The organism is Pseudomonas sp. SWI44, assembly GCF_002947915.1.
GTDB classification, from domain to species: Bacteria; Pseudomonadota; Gammaproteobacteria; order Pseudomonadales; family Pseudomonadaceae; genus Aquipseudomonas; species Aquipseudomonas taiwanensis.
In genome coordinates, this window is the sequence record NZ_CP026674.1 from 5,208,073 (window position 1) to 5,231,313 (window position 23,241).

At 61.8% G+C, this 23,241-nt stretch carries 18 protein-coding genes and 1 pseudogene; 13 read left to right on the forward strand and 6 right to left on the reverse strand.

All coding sequences use genetic code 11. The features are described 5' to 3' along the window. Window positions 1-37: 37 nt before the first annotated feature. Window positions 38-823 (reverse strand): IclR family transcriptional regulator, encoded by a 786-nt coding sequence (locus tag C4Q26_RS24610; protein ID WP_104883806.1) that lies wholly within the window; start codon window positions 821-823, stop codon window positions 38-40. 216 nt (window positions 824-1,039) lie between these two features. Here C4Q26_RS24610 and C4Q26_RS24615 point away from each other — a divergent pair, with 216 nt between their 5' ends. After that, a complete protein-coding gene (locus C4Q26_RS24615; protein ID WP_104883807.1) occupies window positions 1,040-2,404 on the forward strand; it encodes an aromatic acid/H+ symport family MFS transporter in 1,365 nt (454 codons plus the stop codon). 66 nt (window positions 2,405-2,470) lie between these two features. Then, window positions 2,471-3,337: a sugar phosphate isomerase/epimerase gene (locus tag C4Q26_RS24620; protein WP_104883808.1), complete on the forward strand. Its 867-nt coding sequence runs from the start codon at window positions 2,471-2,473 to the stop codon at window positions 3,335-3,337. Here the strand turns inward: C4Q26_RS24620 and C4Q26_RS24625 are convergent. Further along, the gene (locus tag C4Q26_RS24625) at window positions 3,326-4,234 is read right to left on the reverse strand and encodes a LysR family transcriptional regulator (protein ID WP_104883809.1); all 909 of its coding nucleotides are present in this window, start codon (window positions 4,232-4,234) and stop codon (window positions 3,326-3,328) included. The genes C4Q26_RS24620 and C4Q26_RS24625 overlap by 12 nt on opposite strands. An 89-nt stretch (window positions 4,235-4,323) precedes the next feature. Here C4Q26_RS24625 and C4Q26_RS24630 point away from each other — a divergent pair, with 89 nt between their 5' ends. The 5 genes and pseudogenes from C4Q26_RS24630 to aroE all read left to right on the forward strand — a co-directional run bounded on the left by C4Q26_RS24630 (window position 4,324) and on the right by aroE (window position 8,165). Beyond that, complete coding sequence (locus C4Q26_RS24630) at window positions 4,324-5,274, forward strand: ketopantoate reductase family protein (protein ID WP_104883810.1); 951 nt, start codon at window positions 4,324-4,326, stop codon at window positions 5,272-5,274. Further along, window positions 5,271-5,657, forward strand: a complete 387-nt coding sequence (locus C4Q26_RS24635; RefSeq protein ID WP_104883811.1) for a VOC family protein — start codon at window positions 5,271-5,273, stop codon at window positions 5,655-5,657. The genes C4Q26_RS24630 and C4Q26_RS24635 overlap by 4 nt, the downstream gene beginning before the upstream one ends. 10 nt (window positions 5,658-5,667) lie before the next feature. Continuing rightward, window positions 5,668-6,123: a MaoC family dehydratase gene (locus C4Q26_RS24640; protein WP_104883812.1), complete on the forward strand. Its 456-nt coding sequence runs from the start codon at window positions 5,668-5,670 to the stop codon at window positions 6,121-6,123. Further along, entirely contained in the window at window positions 6,120-7,352 is a 1,233-nt protein-coding gene (locus C4Q26_RS24645) for a CaiB/BaiF CoA-transferase family protein (RefSeq protein ID WP_104883813.1), read from the forward strand. Before C4Q26_RS24640 ends, C4Q26_RS24645 begins: the two co-directional genes overlap by 4 nt. Continuing rightward, window positions 7,349-8,165: pseudogene (gene aroE, locus C4Q26_RS24650) on the forward strand (shikimate dehydrogenase). The gene C4Q26_RS24645 and the pseudogene aroE overlap by 4 nt, the downstream one beginning before the upstream one ends. Before the next feature lie 204 nt (window positions 8,166-8,369). Here the strand turns inward: aroE and C4Q26_RS24655 are convergent. The 3 genes from C4Q26_RS24655 to C4Q26_RS24665 all read right to left on the reverse strand — a co-directional run bounded on the left by C4Q26_RS24655 (window position 8,370) and on the right by C4Q26_RS24665 (window position 12,286). Next, window positions 8,370-9,581, reverse strand: a complete 1,212-nt coding sequence (locus tag C4Q26_RS24655; protein WP_104883814.1) for an integrase arm-type DNA-binding domain-containing protein — start codon at window positions 9,579-9,581, stop codon at window positions 8,370-8,372. A gap of 369 nt (window positions 9,582-9,950) precedes the next feature. After that, window positions 9,951-11,219 (reverse strand): integrase arm-type DNA-binding domain-containing protein, encoded by a 1,269-nt coding sequence (locus C4Q26_RS24660; RefSeq protein WP_104883815.1) that lies wholly within the window; start codon window positions 11,217-11,219, stop codon window positions 9,951-9,953. 152 nt (window positions 11,220-11,371) lie between these two features. Then, on the reverse strand, window positions 11,372-12,286 hold the full coding sequence (locus tag C4Q26_RS24665; RefSeq protein WP_023380879.1) for a LysR family transcriptional regulator: 915 nt from the start codon (window positions 12,284-12,286) through the stop codon (window positions 11,372-11,374). Between the two features lie 205 nt (window positions 12,287-12,491). Here C4Q26_RS24665 and C4Q26_RS24670 point away from each other — a divergent pair, with 205 nt between their 5' ends. From C4Q26_RS24670 to pgm, 6 genes are all read left to right on the forward strand, one after another. After that, on the forward strand, window positions 12,492-13,514 hold the full coding sequence (locus tag C4Q26_RS24670; protein WP_027906701.1) for a zinc-dependent alcohol dehydrogenase family protein: 1,023 nt from the start codon (window positions 12,492-12,494) through the stop codon (window positions 13,512-13,514). A gap of 468 nt (window positions 13,515-13,982) precedes the next feature. Continuing rightward, window positions 13,983-15,365, forward strand: a complete 1,383-nt coding sequence (locus C4Q26_RS24675) for a hypothetical protein (protein ID WP_104883816.1) — start codon at window positions 13,983-13,985, stop codon at window positions 15,363-15,365. After that, window positions 15,365-16,720: an aminotransferase class I/II-fold pyridoxal phosphate-dependent enzyme gene (locus C4Q26_RS24680; RefSeq protein ID WP_104881675.1), complete on the forward strand. Its 1,356-nt coding sequence runs from the start codon at window positions 15,365-15,367 to the stop codon at window positions 16,718-16,720. The genes C4Q26_RS24675 and C4Q26_RS24680 overlap by 1 nt, the downstream gene beginning before the upstream one ends. A 79-nt stretch (window positions 16,721-16,799) precedes the next feature. Next, window positions 16,800-18,449 carry a VRR-NUC domain-containing protein gene (locus tag C4Q26_RS24685; protein ID WP_104883817.1) on the forward strand — a complete coding sequence of 550 codons (1,650 nt, stop codon included), beginning with the start codon at window positions 16,800-16,802 and terminating at the stop codon, window positions 18,447-18,449. Further along, the gene (locus C4Q26_RS24690) at window positions 18,446-20,707 is read left to right on the forward strand and encodes an ATP-dependent DNA helicase (RefSeq protein ID WP_104883818.1); all 2,262 of its coding nucleotides are present in this window, start codon (window positions 18,446-18,448) and stop codon (window positions 20,705-20,707) included. Before C4Q26_RS24685 ends, C4Q26_RS24690 begins: the two co-directional genes overlap by 4 nt. Before the next feature lie 86 nt (window positions 20,708-20,793). Next, window positions 20,794-22,431: a phosphoglucomutase (alpha-D-glucose-1,6-bisphosphate-dependent) gene (gene pgm / locus C4Q26_RS24695; protein WP_104883819.1), complete on the forward strand. Its 1,638-nt coding sequence runs from the start codon at window positions 20,794-20,796 to the stop codon at window positions 22,429-22,431. Between the two features lie 106 nt (window positions 22,432-22,537). Here the strand turns inward: pgm and C4Q26_RS24700 are convergent, their stop codons facing one another. Beyond that, a complete protein-coding gene (locus tag C4Q26_RS24700; protein ID WP_023380872.1) occupies window positions 22,538-23,236 on the reverse strand; it encodes a pirin family protein in 699 nt (232 codons plus the stop codon). Window positions 23,237-23,241: the final 5 nt, after the last annotated feature.

Genomic DNA, 23,241 nt, shown 5'->3' on the forward strand with positions numbered 1-23,241 from the left:
GTGGTTGGAAATGTCACCGATGCGATCCTTATTGGGGTCAGCGGTTGTTGAATGCGGGCGAGACCAGGCTCAGCCCCGCCAGCCGCTTGGCGTACTCCTGCAGCAGAGGGGCGACCGCTTCGACCTTCTCGGGCGTCATGCGTACGGACGGCCCCGCGATGCTGACCGTGCCGATCGGTCGTCCATCGTCCACATGGCGGATGACCGTGGCAATGGCGCTGGTGCCGGGCTCATACACGTCGCGGACCACGCCATAGCCTCTGGTGCGGGTTTCTTCTATCCGCTCCATCAGTTCGCGAAGGGTGCGTGGTGCGTTGGGGCCCATACCTTGTGCCCGCTCCATGCCCTGTTCGGCAATCAGCTCCAGGGCTCGCTCTTCAGGCTCGGCGGCCAGCCAGGCCAGGCCATTGGCGGTTGCCGGAAGGTAGACATCGGCACCGGCATCCGGGTCGTAGCGCAGCCCGCTCCGGGCTCCCTGGGACTTGGCGACCCAAATCAACTGGTTTTCTTCAATGACCGCGAGCCGGATCAGCTCGCCGGTTTCCTGGGCCAGTTCGTCCAGCAGCGGCTGGGTGGCATCGATGATGCCGCTGGAGGCCAGGTAGGTGAGTCCCAGTGAGGCGAGTTTCACCGTGAGCAGGTAATGGGTCGTCGAGGGGTTCTGCTTCACGTAGCCCATTTCCTTGAGCTCGCCCAGCAGGCGATGGGTCGCGGTGCGCGGGATACCGAGCTTGTCAGCGACCTCCGACATGGGCAGACCAGCGACGTGCTTGACCAACAGTTCAAGAATCGACAGGGCGCGGTCGCGGACTGAAGAGGGCATGGGTAGCTCCAAAGCGTAAAACGTCATTCTAGGGCCGTATGGAATTGCAATCCAATTGGATGCACAGTCCACGCGTTTATGAAAAAATGGTTCATGATTCCACTTGGAATAGTATTCCAAATATGTAAGATGGGCACACCTCGCCCAGCGCGAGGTCGATGATGCACCTCGGGGGAAGGCATCGCACCCCGCACAACAATAAGTAGGAGTCACTCCATGAAACCCTCCAGCCAGTTGGACATCCAGGCCTTCCTGGACTCGCGGCCCTTCGGCCCCTTCCAGTGGAAGATCCTTTTGCTTTGCCTCACCGTCCTCATTCTCGATGGCTTCGACGTCGTGGCGATGGGCTTTATCGCGCCATCCCTGGTCGCTGACTGGAACATCCCCCGGGAAGCGTTGGGCATCGTCATGAGCATGGGGCTGTTCGGCCTGGCAATCGGTGCCTTGATGGGCGGACCTCTGGCTGACCGTTTCGGGCGGCGCAACGTGATCATCGTCGCGATTTTCTCCTTTGGCCTGATGAGCCTGCTCTCGGCCTGGTCGCCCAACGTGGAAGTGCTCTCGCTCTTGCGTTTTCTCACCGGCCTGGGGCTTGGCGCCTCGCAGCCCAATGCCGCCACGCTGGCCGCGGAATACGCGCCCAAGAAGTACCGTTCGTTGATGGTGACGGTGGTCTACTGCGGCTTCACCCTCGGTGCCGCAGGCGGTGGGTTCCTCGCCAATGCGCTGATCGCCAGCCACGGTTGGGAGTCGATCCTGGTGGTGGGCGGCGTGGTGCCGATACTGTTTGCCTTGCTGCTGTACTTCGTGCTGCCCGAGTCGGCCAAGTACATCGCGATGAAGCCTGAGCGCCGTAGCGAACTGCTGAACATCGTCAATGCCGTCGCGCCGGGCAGCGCGACGGGCGAAACCCGGTTTATCACGCCCGAGAAGGAACACGTCGGCAAGGGCGCGATCAAACTCATTCTTTCTTCGTCGCATCGGCTGGTTACCGTTGCGCTCTGGGTAGGCCTTTTCATGAATCTGCTGACGGTCTACTTCCTCAGTAGCTGGCTGCCCATCATCGTCAAGGACGATGGCTTCAGCCTGGCGGATGCCGCGCTGGTGGGGGCGATGATGCAGGTCGGCGGAACGCTCGGGAACATCATCATCGGTTGGGAAATGGATCGCTTCAACCCGCACCGGGTCATGATCGGCACGCTAATTGGTGCGGCGGTGATGACGCTCTCGCTGGCCAACTTGTCGCCCGGGCTCTATGGCCTGATGGCGATGGTCTTCGCCCTGGGTTTCTGCATCCAGTCCACCAATACCGGCTGGACGGCCATGGCCGCTACGTACTACCCGACCGAAATGCGCGCGACCGGCACCAGTTGGATGACCGGCATCGGCCGCTTCGGCGCCATCCTGGGGGCTTCCGTGGGCGCAGTGTTGTTGGGCTTGAAGTGGGATTTCAGCCACCTGTTCATGTTCCTCACCCTTCCAATCGGCCTCGCCATGCTCGCTGCCTACGTCAAAGGCTGGCACGAGCAGAAATCATCGGCGCCCTCCAGTCAGGTCCTGGCCAAAGCGCCTCGGTCCTGAGCAATCACTTTTCAGCAGCGACCGGCGGCGTGTGCCCCGGTCGCCCGGCAATAGAGGAATCCCATCATGAAAATCGCCATCGACTCCTACTGTTATCACCGCTATTTCGGCGAGGTGTACCCCAACCTGGAGCAAGCGCCGGACCATCGGATGAGCCTCGATGACTTCGTGGCCCGGGCCCATGCCCACGGCGTGCAGGGTGTGTCGATCGAGTCGTTCATGCTCGATGACAGTTCGCCGCTTAACCTGCAACGCCTGCGAGGCCTGCTGGACGCCGCGCAGCTAGAGCTGGTCTGGGCCTGGGGGCATCCGCATGGGCTGGGGTCGGGCGAGCGGCCAGAAGCGTTGCCGGACCTTATGCGCAACGTCGATATCGCCAAGACCTTGGGGGCGCAGGTCATGCGCATCTGCGCGGGTGGACGACGCACCCGGCCAGCGTCCTGGAGCGAGCACAAATCGAAGTTGGTGCCTTTGTTGCGTGAAGCCGCTGCCTACGCGGCTGACCAGGGCATCGTCCTGGCCATGGAGAACCATGTCGACTTGCTCGCCGCCGAGGTCCTGGAGCTGCTGGAAGCGGTCGACAGCCCGGCACTGGGTGTATGCCTGGACACCGCCAATAACTTGCGGATGTTCGAGGACCCCATGCTCGCCATCGAGATGCTGGCGCCCCACGCCAAGGCCACCCATATAAAGGACATCTGTGCCTTCCTTGGCAGCCCCCGCGACTTTGGTTTCTGGCCAAGCGTGCCGCTGGGCGAAGGGTTGATCGATATTCCAAGAACCTTGCAGTTGCTGCGTGGCCATGGTTTCAACGGCCTTCTGGCGCTGGAGATCGACTACCTGCACCCCGGCCATGGCACGGAAGAAGAGGCGATCGCCAAGAGCCTCGCCTTTATGCGCACCGAGCTGGCGGCGTCGCCCTCAATGAGCTGACTTGAACAACGCCAGCATGACCCCCCGCAACCAGCGGTTGCCGCTGTCCAGGTGATAGCGTGAATGCCAGTGCTGCTTCACTGAAAATCCTTCGAGGGCCACCGGGCAGTCGTGTACCGTGAGGTGGTGCATGGCGGCCAGGGTTTCGCCGATGTGGCGGGGCAGGGTGGCGATCAGGTCGGTGGTGCCAATGATCGCGCCCAGCCCCAGGAAGCCGGGCAACTCAAGCACCATCCGGCGTTCGATGGCCTGGCGTGCCAGGCCCGCCTCCAGCAGTTTTTGCCCGGTGCCGGCGCTGACCTGTACATGCCCTTCGGCGCAGTAGCTGGCCAGGTCCAGCCCTTGCTCAAGGCGAGGGTGGGTGCTGCTGCTCAAGCAGACCCAGTCCTGGGGGAACAGCACCTGCTGGTACATGCCGCCGCCCAACCAAGGGACGAACCCCACCGCCAGGTCCGCCTCGCCCGACTCCAGCGCGCGCTCGGTATTGCCATCGATACGTGCCGCCTCCAGGCGAATGCCGGGCGCATGTTTGCGCAGGTGCTCAAGCACACGAGGTAGCAGGGTGATGTGGCTGGCGTCGCTGACACACAGGCGAAAGCGCCGTTGCGCGGTGCCAGGCACGAAGTCGATTTCCCAGGCGGTCAGGCGGCGCAGCGACTCCAGCACTTCCCGGCAAGGCCCGATCAGCGCATCGGCTTGGGGCGTAGGGGCCATGCCGGTTGGCGTGCGCACGAACAATGGGTCGTGCAACTGCTCGCGCAGGCGGCCCAGCCAGATGCTGATGGTCGGTTGGCTTTGGCCCAGTTGTTCGGCCGCGCGGGTCACGCTACGGGTGTTGTAGAGCACATCGAACAGTTGCAGCAGCTTGGGTTCGGGCAGGGCTGGAGTGTTTGGCATTATTGTGAATTTCAATAGACCTATTGGCTTCATTGTATCGCGCAACATCCGGCGGGTGCTTAAGGTGTCGGAAAACAGGAGGGCGTTTCTTGAAAATCTGCATTCTTGGCGCTGGCGCACTTGGCTGCACCATTGGCGCAACCCTCAGCGACGCCGGCCACGACACCTGGTTGTTGAACCGTTCGGCAGCCCACGTCGAGGCGATGAACCGGGATGGGCTGAACGTTCACGACGAGCGCGGCGAGCGCAGGGTGAAGGTGCAGGCCAGTACCGACCCCGCCGAAATCGGCCCGGTCGATCTGCTGGTGGTGCTGGTCAAGTCCTTCCACACCGCCGAAGCGATGGCGGGCGCCATGGCCCTGGTCGGCCCGCATACGCTGGTGCTGTCGCTGCAGAATGGACTGGGCCACGAGGACATCCTGGCCGATGCCGTGGGGCGCTCGCAGGTGTTGGCCGGCAAGACGTACGTCGGTGGCGTGCTGCTGGCGCCGGGATGTATCCGCTCCGGCGTCACCGGCAAGCACACGTACATCGGCGAACTCGACGGCACGCTCACCCCCCGCGTGCAGGCCATCGCCAACGCCTTCAACGCTGCCGGGCTGGCGACCACGGTCAGCGACAGCATTCTGGGCACCATGTGGGACAAGCTGCTGATCAACGTCGCCACCGGCGCACTCACCGGCATCACCCGGCTCACCTATGGGCAGCTCTACAGCGAACCGCTGCTCAAGGCGACGGCCCTGGCGGCTGTGGAGGAGGCCATCGCGGTGGCAACGGTGGCGGGCGTGCGCTTGGGCCTGACCCACGCCGACGCGACCTGGAACCTTGCATCCCAAGGCCTGCCGGCGTCATTCAAGACCTCCATGTTGCAAAGCCTGGAAAAAGGCTCGGTCACTGAAATCGAGTTCATCAACGGTGCGGTCGTGCGCTGGGGCCAGCGCCACGGCGTACCCACGCCGGTCAATGCAACGCTTGTCGCCTGCATGAAGGGCATCGAGCGGGCCATGGCCGACCACCCACAAGAGGAAGCCAACGCGTGAGCATTCCCAAAGCCTACCTGGAACACGTCGCAATCTGGGTGAAGGACATCCACTGGCACATTCGCTTTTTCCATGACGTGTTCGGCATGACCCTGCGCGAAGTGCAAGGTAGCGTCGAAGCGCCCTTCCAGTACTGGACCCTGGGCGGCATGCAGTTCATCAGCACGCCCGAGTTCGACGGGCCGGAAGGGCGCCTGGCGCACCTGGGGGTGATGTGCGAGGACATGGAGGCGGCATTGGCCGCCGCCTGGACGTTCGATGTCAGTGAAATGCCCCAAGGCCGTAACTGGCTGCGCCTGCCCGACGGTCTGGCCGTGGAATTCATTCAAGCCTCGCCAGTGGCCTGCGTCGCCCAGGCCCTGGCCATCAACCCGCGTTCGTGAGCTGCCGACCATGACCATCATTGAAAAATACTGGGACGATGCACAGGTGGGCGATGAATGCGTCAGCCCCGAGTACACCGTCACCAAGGCCCGCATCCTGGCCTACGCCGACCTGACCGGCGACCACACCCCCGTGCATGTGGACGAAGCCTACGCCAACGCCAGCCATTTCGGCTGCCTGGTGGCCCATGGGTTGTTTGGCCAGAGCATCGCCGACGGCCTCAAGACCCAGAGCGACTACCGCTTCCTGCCTGGTATGTCGCTGGGCTGGACCTGGGATTTCCTGTTGCCGATCAAGGTCGATGACGTGCTGCACGTGAAGTTTCGCGTCGGCAGCATGCGCCCCAGCAACAGCAAGCCGGGCTGGGGCATCGTCGTTCTGCCTTCGGAACTGATCAACCAGAAAGGCGAGGTCGTGCAACGCGGCGAACACCGCCTGATGGTCCCACGCAGGGTGCAGCCATGAGCCAGCCATTGCCGCTCAGCGGCCTGCGCGTGATCGACTACAGCCACTTTCTCGCGGGCCCCTATGTGGGACGCTGCCTGGCAGCCCTGGGCGCCGAAGTGATCAAGGTGGAGCGCCCTGGCAGCGGCGATGCTGGTCGTCAGCATGCCTTTACCCTCGATGAGTATCAGAGTGGCTACTTCCTGCAGTTGAACATGGGCAAGCAAGGCGTCAGCGTCAACATGAAGGACCCGCGTGGCAAGGCCTTCATGCACAAGCTCTGCGACTCGGCCGACGTGTTCATCGAAAATTACCGCCCTGGCGCCCTGGATAAACTCGGCCTGGGTTACGCCGAGCTGTCGGCACGCAACCCCAAGCTGGTCTACTGCTCGATTTCCGCCTACGGCCACACCGGGCCCGACGCCCACCGGGCCGGCTTTGGCCTGATCGCCGAGGCCAAGAGCGGGATCATGCAGATGGTTGGCACGCCGGGTGAAGCGCCGCCCTTACTGCGTATCTCCTTGGGCGACATGTATACCGGCATCCACGCGGTGGCGGCGATCAATGCCGCGCTACTGGGCCGAGTGAGCAGCGGTCGTGGCCAGCATATCGACATGGCGTTGTACGACACCTTGTTCTCCATGCACGAGTACGCGGTGCAGTGCTACACCCTGTCTGGCGGTACCGTGGTGCCTGAGCAGACTGGCCATGACATGCCCACTTCGACTTTGTACGGGGTGTTTCGCGCCGCCGATGGCGACCTGGTGATCGCCGCCCAGGTGGACGATGCCTGGAGGCGCTTTGCGCTGATGCTGGAAGCCAATGGCGCACCGGTCGGTTTTGGCAGTGACGCGCGCTTGCACAGCCTGGACGGCCGCAACACCCATCGCCTGGAGATCCTTGAGGTGGTCAAACGTTGGGTGGCGGCCAACCCTGTGGCCAGGATTCTCTCGCTACTTGATGAGATCGACGTGCCCAGCGCCAAGGTGCAGCGTATCGACGAGGTGTTGGCTGACCCGCAGATCAAGGCCCGTGGCATGGTGCTGGAACAGGAGCATCCACGTTATGGCACGCTCCGTATGCCCAACTTGCCGTTCCGTTTTTCCGATTGTGATATAGCCGTTGGTCAGGTGGCTCCGAGCTTGGGCGAGCACAACACCCAGGTGGCCACGGCGCTGGGCTTCAGCGCTGCGGAAATTGCCGAAATGCAGGCCGATGGCGTGCTGTTTACCCAAGGAGATGTGCAATGAGTGATCGCTACGCAGTGATCGGCCGGCCGATCAACCACACCAAGTCGCCGCTGATTCATGGACTGTTTGCCGAGGTGACGGAGCAGGACCTGACCTATGCCGCCATCGAAGGGGCGCTGGAGGATTTTGTCGGTGATGTGCAACGGTTTCGCGACAGCGGTGGGCACGGGATGAACATCACCGCACCCTTCAAGCTGCAGGCCTATCAACTGGCGGATGTGCGCAGTGAACGCGCCACCCTGGCCAAGGCCTCCAATGCGCTGAAATTCGAAGACGGGCAAATAGTTGCTGAAAACTTCGATGGCATCGGCCTTCTGCGCGACATCGAACATAACCTACAGGTGCCGCTGAGGGGGCGCCGGGTATTGGTGCTCGGTGCCGGTGGTGCCGTGCGGGGTGCGTTGCTGCCGTTTTTGTCCGCAGGCCCGGCGCGGTTGGTGCTGGCCAACCGCGACCTGGACAAGGCCCGCGCCCTGGCTGCTGAAGTAGGCGACCCCTGTCTGCAGGTTTGTGGCTATGACCAATTGCCAGGGCAGGTGTTCGATGTGGTGATCAACGCCACCTCAGCCAGCCTTACTGGCGAGTTGCCGCCATTGACTGGTGCGGTGTTCAGCCAGGCGCTGCTGGCGTATGAACTGGCGTACGGCAAGGGCCTGACGCCGTTTTTGCGCCTGGCCCGTGAAGCAGGCGCCGCACACCTGGCCGACGGCGTCGGCATGGGTGGAGCAAGCGGCCGAGGCTTTTGAATGGTGGCGCGGCGTGCGACCGCAAACCCGTCCAGTCATCGATCGATTGACCGTACCCCTGGAGTAAGTACATGCCGGTGAATCAACCAAGGCGAGTGCTCCTGCATGGCATCAACCGCAAATGTTTGGCAAGCGTGACCCTGAGCAGTAGGCACCATCACCCTGGACTAAATTGATATCAACCTGCGGGCGCTCAGCGAAGAGCTGAGCGTCAGCCTGGAGCGCTTCCAGACCAATTTCGATGGGGCTTGCGAAAGTGGTTGGGCAACGGTCACTGAGAGCCGACCTTATCGGTCGGTCTATCAAGGTAGTCCGCCCATTTCTGCATTAACTCCTTGCGCTTGTTGAATAGGTCTCCGCGGCGGTAGGCGGCTTCGACGCGATTCTCGATGGCATGAGCAAGGGCCATCTCGGCAACTTCGCGAGGGACGCTGGTGCACTCGGCGCACCAGTCGCGAAAGCTAGAGCGAAAACCATGCACGGTGAAGTGACCTTGCCCCATTCGTCGCATCTGCATCAGGCCAATCATGTTTGACGCCGGCTGCCCACGCTTATGATGCTCGAAGACAAAGGCTCGACTTGGGTGTTGCATGGATTTAAGTAATGCGACGGCCTGTTGGGTAAGTGGGACCCGATGGACGAGGCCGGCTTTCATGCGTTCTTCTGGAATAGTCCACACCCCAGTGCCGAGGTCAAACTCCTCCCAGCGGGCATTCAACGCTTCGCTGGTGCGGACGGCAGTGAGGATGATGAACTCCAGTACACGTGGGCCGATACCGGGTAATGTGCGTACTTGTTGCATGAACGTCGGTACTTCTTGCCAGGGCATCGCCGGGTGATGGCGATGCTTGCTTAGGCTCTTTCCAGAGGGCAGCAGTTTCTCTAGATGGCCGCGCCAACGGGCAGGATTCTCGCCACGGCGCATGTCCTTCGCTTTGGCGTAATCCAGGACCAGTTCGAGTCGGTTGCGCACCCGGCGAGCGGTTTCAGGTACTTTGGTCCAGATTGGCTTGAGCACATTCAGGACACCTTCGACATCCACGCTATTCACGGGGCTGTCGCCAATGACTGGGAATGCATATGTGGTCAGGGTGTTGGTCCACTGCTGTGCATGCTTGGCATTTTTCCAGCCTGGACGATGGGTTTCGATGTAGTCCAGGGCGCAGGTGCGGAAGGTATTTTCCAGGCTCTTCTCTTGGGCAATCCGCGCAGCTTCAGCCTGCTGTTGTGCTTCGGCTCTATGTAGCAACGGGTCTATACCTTCGCGGATCAGCGCCCTATGAGTGTCGGCGCGTGAGCGGGCCTCTTTTAAGCCGTAACGAGGGTACGGACCCAAGCCGATTTCCTTACGTTTGCCTGCGAGTTGGTAGCGCAGGACCCAAGCTTTTCCGGACTTGCGAATGACTAAACGAAGGCCGTCGCCATCGTCGTATTTGCCAAAGTCGGTAAGGTTTTCAAGCAGTTTTGCAGTGAGTTTGGGCATGGCGGAAGTCTCCGGAGCTTTGAATCTGGTCCCCCATTTGGTCCCCCACTCACAACCCGGATACGGATGGAACACGGCGGAACAGGCCAGACACTTTGAACCCTAAAAGTACTCCAGAAAAGCCGCGGTAGAGCGTCCGGGCGTCCGTTAGTGGATGCCGGTGGTCGGAAGTGGAAATGGGCTGATAATGACTACGCTGCATTCGAACTGATTTTCATAAGATGTTGATTTTTATCGATAAAAATTTCGACTTTTAAAGCTGTCCAGTTGAGTTCGAATCCCGGATGCTCCGCCAAATTCGTTTGGCGTGTTAGGGGTAGAAAGACGACTGGGGCCGTTACAGTTGGGCTTCAATTCAGGGGGCGGCGATTAATCTGCAAGCGCTAGCTTTGTATTGTTCCGAAGCTGATCTAAGTAATTCGCCCACAGTTGCGCGGCTTCCCGGCGCTGACTCAAGAGCTGAGCGCGTGCGTAAACTGCTCCCAGCGCACCTGGCATCCGGTGCGATAGCGACAGCTCCAGTACAATTGGATCGATGCCCAAATGCTCATGAGCGATCGTGCGGTAGGTAGCCCGAAAGCCGTGAGCGGTGATTGCGTACTCAGGCCAGACTTTTTGCAGCGACTTGAGGATGGACGTCGCATCAATTGACCGGCCTGGATAAACAGGCGATCCGAACACCCAGCCGTTACCAGCATCATCAACCACCCGATCTTTGTGCAATTCGCGCAGCAGGACTAGGGCTTGTTCTGGCAGCGGCACGATATGCTTACTTTTGTCCAGATGCTTGGTCTTGCTGACCACATATCGCCAATCGGCACCGATCAGATCGACATCCTCCCAGCGCATCTTCACAAGCTCACCCGGCCGAACCGGTAATAGCACCAGTAGGCGCATCGCATAGGCCACGCTGCCGAGGTTCAGGTCATCGAGGCGCAGCAGAAACTTGCCCAGATCAGCAGGCCGCTCAATGGCGGGGTTGCTGGTCACCACGTGGCGGATCTTGAGTTCTTCAGTGTTGCTCAGGGCCACGTTTCGCTCGACCCAGCCACGTCCTTCGGCAAAGCCGAGGATGGAGCGAATGATCGTCCGCACACGCCTCGCCATCGCCATGATTCGCTTGTATCGCAACTCGGTAATGATGGCGGTGATGTGTTCGAGCTTGATTTCGCTGACGGGCCGCTCGCCGATGGCGGGCAAGACGTGGTTCTGCAGCGCGCCGCGAAATCCAGAAACGGACTTGCTGACCAGGTCGGCGGATTTGAACTTCATCCACTCTTCAGCGACGTAGGCGAACGTACGTGCCTCATTTAGCCACTGCGCCTCGATCTTGGCTTTTTTGGCTTTGAGTGGGTCGATGTGATTGGCCACACTATTACGCGCTGCCCGAGCGAGTTCACGGGCTTCTTTCAAGCCCACATCCGGATACCTGCCGATCACGTACACATTTTCTTTCCCGCGAAGGCGGTACTTCAGTCGCCAGTGCCGTGAGGGTGATTTGCCAGGCTTGAGCGAGGCACGCACTTGTAGATAGAGACCCGGGACGTCGCCATCGGCGTACTTGCCTGATGTGGTCAGCGAACGGATGAATGCATCGCTGAGTTTCTGGCGGAAGGGTGGCGGTTTTTCGAGGGACATTTGTGGGGGTATCTTTTTCAGTTTGGGCTTGGTGTCCCCCAAAGATACCCCCAGTCAAGCTGGAATTGAGTGGATTCCGATGGACGGAAACGGATGATGATTTAGTATAAGTCTTTGTTTTTAAAGCCTTATTGGTTCTCAGTGGAACTTGGTCAGAGGCTATCGGGGTCCCCGAAGAACATCTGAATCCGCGACCGCAGCCAGCGCTCGGCCGGATCGTTGTCCTGCGCCCCACGCCAGGCCATGTGCAATTCAAAGCTGCGCACGTCCAGCGGCAGGTCTTCGGCCCGGAGCCCGCCGGCTGCGGTCAGTGCATCGGCGGTGTAGTCCGGCACGGTGGCGACGATATCGGTCCCCGCCAACAAGCTTCCCAGCCCGTTGAACTGCGGAACGGCCAGGACCACATGGCGTTTGCGGCCCACTTCCTCCAGCGCTTCGTCGATGAAGCCCGACAGATCCCCCGCGAAGGAAACCAGCGCGTGGGGGCGTGCGCAGAAATCGTCCAGGGTGATGCTGCCAGGCACGCTGTCGGCTCGCAGCAGTTTGGGCTTGCTGCGGCGAAGGACCTTGCGCTTGGCATTGGCGGGGAGCTCGTTGGTATAGCTCACACCCACCGAGATCTCTCCCGAAGCCAGCAGCGTCGGCATCAACAGGTAATTGACCCGGCGTACTACCAGGACGATGCCCGGCGCTTCGGCGCGGATACGCTTGAGCAATTGCGGTAGCAAGGCGAACTCGGCATCGTCGGACAGGCCGATGCGGAAAACCGAATTGCTGGTGGCCGGGTCGAATTCGGCAGCGCGGCTGACTGCGGTGGAAATCGAGTCCAGCGCCGGCGACAGCAGCGCGAAGATTTCGTGGGCGCGTGCGGAAGGCTCCATGCTGCGGCCAGTGCGGACGAACAGCGGGTCGTCGAACAGGTTGCGCAGGCGCGAAAGGGCGGCGCTGATCGCCGGCTGGCCGAGAAACAGTTTCTCGGCGGCACGGGTCACGCTGCGCTCGTGCATCAGCGTTTCGAACACGATCAGCAGGTTGAGGTCTACGCGACGCAGGTCGTTTCGATTCATCGGTGCGCTTCACCTAAAGTGGGGCAGGGGTGAATCTTAAGGCCAAAGGCTGTTAACCTGCACCGATTTCCGGGGGCCAATGCACAGGAATGTGGGGTGCCCAATCAATGACAGGCATGTCGACTATTAATAGCCACTGATGGTCTAAAGGCAAAAGCCCGGATAAAGTCCGTGGTAATAGAGGTTCAAACAGGCGAGGTATGCGATGTCCCGCATGATCCGTTTCCACAAGTTCGGTGCGGCCGATGTGCTCCGATGCGAAGAGCAGGCCGAACCGTCCCCTGCTGTGGGTGAGGTGCAGATCCGCGTCGAGGCAATCGGCGTTAGCTGGTACGACGTGCTTTGGCGGCAGAACCTTGCGCCGTCCCAGGCGCGCTTGCCGGCCGGGATCGGCCACGAGATGGCGGGTGTTGTGACTGCAGTCGGTGAGGGCGTCGATGACATCGCCGTCGGCGATCGTGTTGCCAGCTTCCCTGCCACCAGCGCCAACGAGCATCCGGTATACGGCGATGTGATTGTCCTGCCGCGCACGGCCATCACCCGTTACCCGGACATCCTTACGCCTATCCAGGCCAGCGTGCATTACACGCCGTTGTTGATCGCCTACTTCGCCTATGTCGACCTGGCCCGGGCCAAGGCCGGGCAAACCGCCTTGATCACCGATGCCAGCCATTGTGCCGGACCTGCATTCGTGCAATTGGGCAAGGCACTGGGGCTGAAGGTGTTCGCCGCCACCAAGGATCCTGATCAACGTGAATACCTGTTGGACCTGGGTGCCGACAAGGTGATCGTCACCGAGGAGCAGGACTTGGTCATGCAGGTGGGCAAGTACACCGATGGGCGCGGGGTCGACATGGTGCTCGATGGCATGGGGGGGCCGCAGATGTCGCTGCTGGGCGATGTCCTGGCGCCACGTGGCAGCCTGGTGCTGTACGGCCTGCAGGGGGGGAACCAGACGCCGTTCCCGGCTTGCGCGGCGTTCCGCAAGAACATCCAGTTCTACGTGCACTGCATCGGCAACTTCACCGGCAAGCCTGAGCTGGGCATCAGTCAGGACCAGGTGGCTCTGCAGCGTGCGCTGCGTGACATCAACCAGTTCACCGCGGACCAGTTGGTAAAGCCGCTGAACATCAAGGTGTACCCCTTCAGTGAAGTGGTAGAAGCCCATCGCCTGATGGATGAATGCCCTTGCGGCGGCCGTGTGGCGCTGGACATGCTGCAGCCTTGAAAAATGGCGATACGAAAAGCCCGGACAACGTTCCGGGTTTTTTTTGGGCATTTAATGGCGTTGTCGAAGGAAGTTTCCTACATACTTTCTAGGTGCGCCGATTGTCTGGGAAATATTCTGGAAAGTGTTGGCCGTTGAACTGGCCGGCAGCCATGGGCATTGTGTGTACACGCACGGGCTGAATGGTTTTTTTACCCCTCTCTGTATCTTTTATTCACTTTACAACGCTCGATAATGGCGCAGTGATAGTTTGGCGCAAGGAGCGTGGAATGAGCGAGGGTTGGCCAGGCGGTGAGCAGTGCACGGTAGCGCTCCTTCATCAGGGATATGGCTTTTTTTCAATGGCTTGGCGACAGTGATCTGTCACTTCTTTGTTTCCATAAGTTGTAGGAAATTTCTTCAATTTCTAATCGTCGATGCATTTTCTCAGCATGCGTGGCGAACGGATAAAGTTGATGAGGTGACAGCATGAGTGCTATTCACGACCAAGCGATGCACTATATCTACAAACAGGTGCTCGAGCGTGTGTTGGGCAACATGTCGCAGGCGCAGCGTGCGTCTTTGCAATTACTGGTTCAGCGTCTTCTGGTGGCCGCTGGGGGCGTGGAATACATGGGGGCTCTGCGTTTGTTGGTGGTGCAGGGCAATGACCGCGGTAGTGCCCGCCTGCTGACGCTGTTGCGTGCCGCCCAGTTGACCATCGCCCTGCGCGCGCCGGAAACGTTCCGGTTGCGGGTGCTGGTTGTATGCCTGCCGGCGCTTGGCAACCACAAGCTGGAAAGCCACGAGCGCTTGTTCAACACTCTGTTCATGCATGATGACGTCCGGGTGCAGTTGCAGATGATCGAGGGCGGTGAAGTGGTTCCATTCAGCCGTCGCCCAACGCCCAAGGCCGAACGTTGGACACTGGCCCGCAATGCCCTTTTGCTGTTCGGTCACATGATCGATGCACGCCCGGAAGCCCTGCTCGGCAGTCGTATGCACCTGGAGTTGGCCGATGCCTTGCGCCAGGCCCTGGCCGGGCAGCAAGGCGGGGACGTGGTGCTTACCGCCATGCCTGCGCGTCAGCGGCGACGTTACCTGTCCTGGGCCCGGCGGACCTTGCGCCAAGCAGGTGAGCAAGGGCTGCGCGGCATGCCCCAGTGCCTGGCTGAGGTGCTTGATGGCCTGGGTGCCTTGCATGCTGTCGCCGGGACAGCCTTGGACCCGGCGCGCGATCCAGAGCTACCGGCGTCGGAGCCCGCAATGCTGAGGGTCATCGCCGTGGATGATCTGTGCGTGTCACAACCTGGTTCGGACCCACTGGATGAACTGCTCGGGTGCCGCTTTGAATCCAACCTCGATGGCAAGCCGCTCGGAGCGTTTCTCGATCCGCTGGCCATCACGCATTTGCATGAAATGCGTGCGCAGTGCATCGATCCCGATACCCCCAGATTGTCATTGCGCCTGGCCAATGCGTCTTCCCTGTTACGGCCTTATGAGGCGGTGCAGGCCCGATTCGCGAAGACCTATGGCATAAGCCAGGCGCAGCTTACCTGTGCGCTGTTCAGCCCATTCGCCCACCGCGGACGTGATCTGGAGCGTTACCTCCAATGCCGGCAGCCTGACATGCTGGTCGCCTTGCCGTACCTTCATCGTGCCTTGCAGGGCAAGCCGTGCCCTGAACCGGTCAAAGACTGGTTGGTCAATACCAGCGGCTTGACCTTGGCGCAGATGAGGGCGATCTACGAGGGGCGCATACCGCCCTCAGCCAGGCAAATACTGACGTCCCTGGCTCGGCGCGACGTGCAATTGCGGTTGCTGCGCCGCCAGCCCCATTCGACTCCAGCGCCGTGCAAGGCATCCCCCTGATGGTGCGATCGCCACGGGGCGAGTTCGCCTACCAGACGGTGTATCACTATCTCCAAGCCCTGATCGCCGATGCCCAGCAAAGCGGAGAGCGGCGCTTGCCTTCGTTACGCGATCTCTCCAGGCGGCTACGTGTGTCGCTGGCTACCGTGCAAAGCGCCTACAGCTTGTTGGAACATGAAGGGCGTGTGGTGTCCGTGCCCAAGTCGGGGTACTTCGTACAGTCCGATCCGCAGCGGGGCGTTCAGGTGTCACAAGGAATGACACTTGGCCGGCCTGCCGTGCCTGCACACCCGGCATTGGAGCGGGTGCTGCTGGCTCACGAGCGGCGCTTGGCCCGGCAAAGGGAGCGGGCGGCGTCCACCTGGGAGAACACCGGCGACATACGGCTGCGTAACGCCTTGGCCGAGCGTTACACCCGGTCCTCCCAGCAATACTGGTGCGGTGAGGATGTTCACCTGGGTTCCGATGTGCAGGGGCTGTTGGAGACCGTACTGGAGGCATTGTCGCTGCGAGGTGCCACGGTAGTGGTCGCTTCACCGTGCTGCTGGCGTCTGCTGCAGGTTTTGCAACGTTGCGACATGCAGGTGCTGGAGGTGCCTCTGCGCGACTGTGGCAGCCTGGATGTGGAGCGTTTGTCGTGTTTGCTCGGTCGCGAGTCGGTGCGCATGTTGGTGATGCCGTCCTGCCTGGGGATGCCGCTGGGGCGTCTGATGCCACAGCACGATCAACGGCGCATCGCTCAGTTGCTCGATCAGCATCCCGTGTGGTTGCTGGAGAACGATCTCGATAGCGAACACTGCTTCGATGCACCGCCGGCTGCGCGCCTGCGCGACTGGGTCGACCCGTGCTGGTTGATGGTGCTCGGATCATTGGAGGCCAGTGTCGGGGCCGAGGCGCCCTATGCCTATGTGCTATGCCGCAACCCGTTGCTCTGCCCGGCCATTGCGCAACGGGGCTTCCTGTTGGCGCCACTGCGCCAGTTGGCGCTCGCCCAACTGTTGGCCAAGGGCGAGGTCGATGCCAATCTGGCGCTGTTGCAAGGGCAATGGCGCCAGCGCATGGAACTGCTCTGCGAACTGGTCGAGCGGCACTTGGGTGCGTTGGTGGCGTTCAAGATGCCCGAAGGCGGGCGAACCTTGTGGGTCCGCCTGCATCGGTCGCAGCCGCTCGGTGCCTTGTCCGGGCCTGTATTGCAGGTCATGCCCGGGCAGCGCTACAGCGCCTCGGGGCAGTATCGCCAGCACATCGCGCTGACCTGGCTGGCTGATCAACCACACGCGCTGGCAGAAGCACTGCAGCGCTTGGCCCGTGTTCTGGAGTCCTGTGCTGGCTGGCCTGAGGCCGATCGGGTCTGACCGCTGATCCGTCACGCTTGCCAGTCGCTATGATCTGTATGTATAAACAGTGTTTTGTGACCGTGGCCCGACCCTACTCGTGATTGCCCATTCCGTCGACGACCCGCTCTACTACCTGCATAACTTTCGTCAGGTATTGCTGTGGGTCGAGCAACGTTACGCCGACTTGCTGGATACGCACGAGCTGGCGTTCATCCAGGCCTTCGCCCAGCTGGAAGTGCCAGCACAGGCATTGATGGTGCGCATGGTCATGCGCAAGGGCGAGCTGTTTCGCAGCGACCGGCTGGACTACGCCGAAATCGGTGACCCCATGCTGGCGCTACAGCCGTTGCAAGCGCTCGGTTGGGTCGCTGAGCCTGCGTCGCTGAGCCTGGAGCACCTGTTCGCCCTGCTGCGCAAGGACGAGCTGGCGGCATGTTTCGCGGGCCAGTTGACCCGGCCTAGAGCATCGAAAAGCGATATGTTTGCGCAACTGCAGCCATTGGCGCTCGAACCCCGGCCGTTGGCCGAATGGTACGTCGATGCCCCCATGCGCATCGTTCAGTGGCGCCTGCAGGTGCTGTGCGACCGTATTCGTCTGCTGTTCTTCGGCAACCTGTACCAGGACTGGTCAGAGTTCGTGCTCGCCGACCTGGGCTTGCTGCGCTTCGAAACGGTGCCGTTCAGCCACGACTCCCGCGCCTTGTGTGAACGGGCCGAGGTCGATCTGGCGATGACGCTGCATCGGTGCGCCGAGGGCCTGGAGCAGGGCGAGTCACCGGTGGCCATCCTCACTACCTTGCAAGGCCTGAGTTGTGACAACCCCTGGCTGGCACGACGCCGTTCGCGTTTGCTGTTTGCCCTTGGCCAGCAGTGCGAGCGCCTCGGCGATTGGGACCAGGCCCTGGCGGTGTACGCCCAAAGCAACCATGCGCAGGCACGGATCCGCCAGGTGCGGGTGCTGGAGCGCAGTGAACGGTGGCCGCAAGCCCTTGAAATGGCCCAGCAGTTGGCCGCCGCACCGGCCAACGCCCTTGAGGTCCAGGCCCTTGAGCGCATGTTGCCCAGGCTGGTGCGCAAACTCGGTGGTCCAGCGCAAAAACGCAGCCGTACGGCGCCCTTGACCCTGCTCGAACTGGAGCTGCCCCGCGAGCTGGCAGCGCTGGGCGTCGAGCAAGCGGTGCGGCAACATCTGGCCGGGCAGGGCGCAGTGGTCCACTACGTGGAAAACACCCTGTTCAACAGCCTGTTCGGCCTCTTGTGCTGGGATGCGATATTCGCTCCGGTGCCGGGGGCTTTTTTCAACCCGTTCCAGAGCGGGCCTCAAGACCTGCACGACAGCGACTTTCAGCAGCGTCGTGCCGCCCTGTTCGACGCCTGCCTGGCAAGGCTCGACGATGGTAGCTATCGCCAGGCCATGCGTGAATGCTACATCGCCAAGCACGGCCTGCAGTCGCCGTTCGTGTTCTGGGGGCAGTTGAGCGAGGCGTTGCTGGACCAGGCACTGGACTGCTTGCCAGCCGCCCACCTGAAACACTGCTTCACGCGGCTGTTGCAGGACATTCGCAACAACCGTGCGGGCATGCCCGACTTGATTCAGTTCTGGCCTGAGCAAGGCCGTTACCAGATGGTCGAGGTCAAAGGGCCGGGAGATCGCCTGCAGGACAACCAGTTGCGCTGGTTGGCATTTTGCGCCGAGCATGACTTGCCGGTGGCGGTGTGTCATGTTCGCTGGAGCGAGGCGCCGTGACCTACTCGGTAGCAGTACGTGCGCTTTGTGAGTTCAGTGCCAAGGTCGGTGACCTGGACCTGCGCTTCACGCCATCGCCCACGGCGCTGGAAGGCATCGAGGGGCATCGGCGAGTGGTGGCCCGGCGCGCGGCCGACTATGAGTCGGAAATCACCCTTGAAGGCCAGTATCGGGGTTTGCAGGTGCGCGGGCGTGCCGATGGCTACGACCCCAGTTGCAATCGGCTGGAGGAGATCAAGACCTACCGTGGCGATCTGGCGCGCCAGCCGGCCAACCATCGGCAACTGCACTGGGCGCAGGCGAAGGTATATGCCTGGCTGCTGTGTCAGGCCCGGCAGCTGGCGTCAATCGACGTCGCGCTGGTGTATCTGGACGTCGACAACGATGGCCAGACGCTGATCAGCGAGCGCTACCAGGCTGGACAATTGCAAACCTTCTACGAAACCCAGTGCCAGCGATTTCTCGCCTGGGCCCAATATCAGGAGCAGCGCCTGGCCGAGCGCAACCAGGGTTTGCAGGTATTGGGCTTTCCATACCCGCAGTTTCGCCAGGGCCAGCGCCAATTGGCCGAGACCCTGTACAAGGCGGTCAGCACTGGCCGTTGCCTGATGGCCCAGGCCAGCACGGGGATCGGCAAGACCCTGGGTACGCTGTTCCCGTTGCTCAAGGCCATGGCGCCGCAACAGCTCGATAAACTGTTCTTCCTGACGGCCAAGACCCCAGGCCGGGCACTGGCCCTCGACGCCCTGCGACAGATCGACGATGCCTCGGCGCAGCCGGCGTTGAGGACCCTGGAGTTGATCGCTCGCGACAAAGCCTGTGAGCACCCCGACAAAGCGTGCCATGGCGAGTCCTGTCCCTTGGCCCAGGGCTTTTATGATCGCCTGCCGGCGGCGCGTGAGGCAGCAGCACGCCTGCCGATGCTCGATCGGCAACTGCTTCGCGAGGTGGCTTTGGCCCACCAGGTGTGTCCGTACTACCTGGGCCAGGAAATGGCCCGTTGGGTGGATGTGGTGGTGGCCGACTACAACTACTACTTCGATGCCCATGCGTTGCTGTTCAGCCTGACCCAGGCCAACCAGTGGCGGGTCGCGGTGCTGGTGGACGAAGCCCACAACCTGATCGAGCGCGGCCGCGGCATGTACAGCGCCAGTCTCGACCAGGGCCAGTTGCTTGCGCTGCGCCAGAGTAAACCAGTGGGCCTTGGCAGCGCGCTGGACCGTCTGAACCGGCAGTGGAATGCCGTGTTCAAGGCCCAACAGGCGCCGTATCAGGCCAGCGACAAACTACCAGAGGCTTTTCTGCGAGCCCTGCAGGGATGCATCGGGGTCATCCAGGAACGCCTGGACCAGTCCAATGGTGAAGTGGACCCGCAGGTGCTGCAGTTCTTCTTCCAGGCCTTGCAGTTCAATCGGGTGGCCGAGCTGTTCGATGAGCACTTCCTGTTCGATATCAGCTTGCGCAGCGGTCAGCGCAATCGGCGTCTGGCCACCCTGTGCCTGCGCAATGTCACGCCGGCGCGGCTGCTGGACCCGCGCATGCAGGCTGCCCGGAGCGTGACGCTGTTCTCGGCCACGCTCAGCCCCAGGCATTTCTATGCCGACCTCCTGGGCATGCCCTCGGATACCGCATGGCTTGAGGTGGCGGCGCCATTTCGGGGTGAACAGCTGCAAGTGCGTATCGCCAGCGAAGTGTCCACCCGTTACCACCAACGGCACGCCTCGCTGGAGCCTATTGCCACCCTGATCGCCGAGCAGTATCAGCGGATGCCGGGCAACTATCTGGCGTTTTTCAGCAGCTTCGAATACCTGCAACAGGTCGCCGACGTGCTCGCCCGTCGCCACCCGACGATCCCATTGTGGCTGCAGTCGCCGGGCATGGACGAACAGGCGCGTCAGGCGTTTCTCGACCGCTTTGTCGCCGACGGCCAGGGGGTTGGCTTCGCGGTCCTTGGTGGCGCCTTCGGTGAAGGGGTCGACTTGCCGGGTACGCGCCTGGTCGGCGCCTTTGTCGCGACCCTCGGTCTGCCGCAAGTCAACCCGGTCAACGAACAGTTCAAGTTGCGACTGGGTCGCCAGTTCGGCGCCGGATTCGACTACGCCTATCTGTACCCAGGTGTGCGCAAGGTCATTCAGGCCGCTGGTCGGGTCATACGAGGCGATCAGGACCGTGGCGTGCTGGTGCTGATCGACGAGCGCTTTGCCCAGGCGCGGGTCCAGCAGATGTTTCCGGGATGGTGGCACATGGCTGGCGAATAATCCTCGGCGGGCCCATCGCGCAGTATTGCAACTCCCAGTACACTGCGTGTTCCAACACCAACATCCGTTGAACTCGAGGTTTTTGCATGACGCTCAGTCCTTTGGCAGGCAAGCCGGCTCCGGCCAGCGTGCTGGTCGATATTCCCCGCCTGCTCACCGCCTATTACACCGGCCGTCCCGACGCCGCCGTGGCGGCCCAGCGCGTGGCCTTCGGCACCTCGGGGCACCGGGGCAGTTCGCTTGAACTGAGCTTCAACGAGTATCATGTCCTGGCCATTACCCAGGCCATCTGCCTGTACCGTCAGGAGCAGGGCATCGACGGCCCCCTGTTCATCGGTGCCGATACCCATGCCTTGTCTGCCCCGGCAGCGGCCAGCGCTCTGGAGGTACTGGCCGCCAACGGCGTGCAGGTGATGCTGTCCAAGGACGATGAGTACACCCCGACGCCCGCGGTGTCCCATGCCATCCTCTGCTACAACCGCGGCCGCACCCAGGGCCTGGCCGACGGCATCGTCATCACGCCTTCGCACAACCCACCCCAGAGCGGCGGTTTCAAGTACAACCCGCCCAATGGCGGCCCTGCCGACAGTGATGTGACCAAGTGGATCGAGGCCAAGGCCAACGAACTGCTGGCGGCGGGCCTTGTCGGCGTCAAGCGCGTGGACCACGCCCAGGCGCTGCAGGCAGCGACCACCCAGCGTCACGATTATGTCTCCAGCTATGTCGCAGACCTTGAGAACGTCATCGACTTCGATGTCATCCGTGGCGCCAACCTGCGCCTGGGCGTCGATCCGCTGGGCGGAGCAGGGGTGCGCTACTGGTCGGCGATCGCCGAGCGTTACCAACTGAACCTGGAAGTAGTGAACACCGAGGTTGACCCGACGTTCCGCTTCATGACCGTCGACTGGGACGGCCAGATTCGCATGGACCCCTCTTCGCCATACGCGATGCAGGGACTGATTGGTCTGCGCGAGCGGTTCGATGTGGCGTTTGCCTGCGACCCGGACCACGACCGTCACGGTATCGTCACGCCCGACGGCCTGCTGCAACCGAACAACTACCTGGCAGTGGCCATCGACTATCTGTACCGCCACCGCCCGCAATGGCGCAGCGATGCCGCCGTGGGCAAGACCGTGGTGTCCAGTGGCCTGATCGACCGGGTTACCCAGCATCTGGGGCGTGCATTGTACGAAGTGCCGGTCGGCTTCAAGTTCTTTGCCCAGGGCCTGTTCGACGGCTCGTTGGGCTTTGGCGGTGAGGAAAGTGCCGGTGCCTCGTTCCTGCGCAAGGACGGCACGGTCTGGGCGACTGACAAGGATGGTTTGATCCCGGCGTTGTTGGCGGCGGAAATGACCGCCCGTACCGGACGCAACCCAAGCCAGGCCTATGCCGACCTGACCAAAGCACTGGGTAAACCGTATGCCACGCGTGTCGAGGCGAAGGCCGATGCACGGCAGAAAGCCTTGCTGAGCAAATTGGCGCCAGAGCAGGTGACATCGACGGAACTTGCCGGCGAGCCAATCGTGCAGATCCTCAGCCATGCACCGGGCAACGGCCAGGCCATTGGCGGGCTGAAGGTGATGACCGCCAACGGCTGGTTCGCCGCGCGGCCCTCGGGTACCGAGGATATCTACAAGATCTACGCCGAGAGCTTCATCGACGAAGCGCATTTGCAGCGTCTGGTGCAAGAAGCCCAGGTGTTGGTGGATGCGGCGATTGCCTGATCGAAACGGTTAAAACAGGGGCTGTCGTGCAGCCCAATCGCCAGCCAGCCGGCCCCTACAGAAATTGCGATGTAGGAGCCAGCTTGCTGGCGGTTGTTCCCTTCACTCAAGCTACATCGACCAGCACGATCTCGCTGTCTTCGATCGCGGTCACCTGCAGCAGTTCTTCCTGCTCGATCGCCACCCCGTCGCGGGCCTTGGCTCGCAGTCCATTGATTTCCACCAGTCCTTTGGCTGGCACCAGGTAACCGCGGCGCCCTGCATCGAGGCGGTACTCGGCACTTTCCCCTGCACGCAGGGTGGCTGCCACGAGTCTTGCATCGGTGCGAATCTGCAAGCTGTCTTCGTCGCCGGCACGGCCACTGGCCAAGGTGACGAAGCCCTCACCGCGTTCGCCTTTGGGGAAGGGACGGGTTCCCCAGGACGGCGCATCGCCAACCCGCTCAGGCACTATCCAGATTTGGAAGATCCGCGTGTCGACGTCTTCCAGGTTGTACTCGCTATGAACGATGCCGGTCCCGGCGCTCATCACCTGGACATCGCCCGCCTCGGTACGGCCCTTGTTGCCAAGGCTGTCCTGGTGGGTGATGGCGCCTTCACGGACGTAGGTGATGATTTCCATGTCGCGGTGCGGGTGCGGTGGAAACCCGCTGCCGGCCGCGATCAAGTCGTCGTTCCAGACCCTCAGGTTGCCCCAGTGCATGCGCGCCGGGTCGTAGTATTCGGCGAAGGAGAAATGGTGGTGGGCATCGAGCCAGCCATGATTGGCGTGGCCAAGGCTTTCGAACGGTCGCAGTTGCAGCATGGTCG

Bases quoted from the DNA above. Each gene is read 5' to 3' on its own strand.
- C4Q26_RS24680 (WP_104881675.1), top strand. From the start codon at position 15,365: ATGGTGCGATCGCCACGGGGCGAGTTCGCCTACCAGACGGTGTATCAC.
- C4Q26_RS24615 (WP_104883807.1), top strand. From the start codon at position 1,040: ATGAAACCCTCCAGCCAGTTGGACATCCAGGCCTTCCTGGACTCGCGG.
- C4Q26_RS24655 (WP_104883814.1), bottom strand. From the start codon at position 9,581: ATGCCCAAACTCACTGCAAAACTGCTTGAAAACCTTACCGACTTTGGC.
- C4Q26_RS24660 (WP_104883815.1), bottom strand. From the start codon at position 11,219: ATGTCCCTCGAAAAACCGCCACCCTTCCGCCAGAAACTCAGCGATGCA.
- C4Q26_RS24675 (WP_104883816.1), top strand. From the start codon at position 13,983: ATGAGTGCTATTCACGACCAAGCGATGCACTATATCTACAAACAGGTG.
- C4Q26_RS24645 (WP_104883813.1), top strand. From the start codon at position 6,120: ATGAGCCAGCCATTGCCGCTCAGCGGCCTGCGCGTGATCGACTACAGC.
- C4Q26_RS24670 (WP_027906701.1), top strand. From the start codon at position 12,492: ATGTCCCGCATGATCCGTTTCCACAAGTTCGGTGCGGCCGATGTGCTC.
- C4Q26_RS24700 (WP_023380872.1), bottom strand. From the start codon at position 23,236: ATGCTGCAACTGCGACCGTTCGAAAGCCTTGGCCACGCCAATCATGGC.
- C4Q26_RS24640 (WP_104883812.1), top strand. From the start codon at position 5,668: ATGACCATCATTGAAAAATACTGGGACGATGCACAGGTGGGCGATGAA.
- C4Q26_RS24665 (WP_023380879.1), bottom strand. From the start codon at position 12,286: ATGAATCGAAACGACCTGCGTCGCGTAGACCTCAACCTGCTGATCGTG.
- C4Q26_RS24625 (WP_104883809.1), bottom strand. From the start codon at position 4,234: ATGCCAAACACTCCAGCCCTGCCCGAACCCAAGCTGCTGCAACTGTTC.
- C4Q26_RS24620 (WP_104883808.1), top strand. From the start codon at position 2,471: ATGAAAATCGCCATCGACTCCTACTGTTATCACCGCTATTTCGGCGAG.
- C4Q26_RS24610 (WP_104883806.1), bottom strand. From the start codon at position 823: ATGCCCTCTTCAGTCCGCGACCGCGCCCTGTCGATTCTTGAACTGTTG.
- pgm (WP_104883819.1), top strand. From the start codon at position 20,794: ATGACGCTCAGTCCTTTGGCAGGCAAGCCGGCTCCGGCCAGCGTGCTG.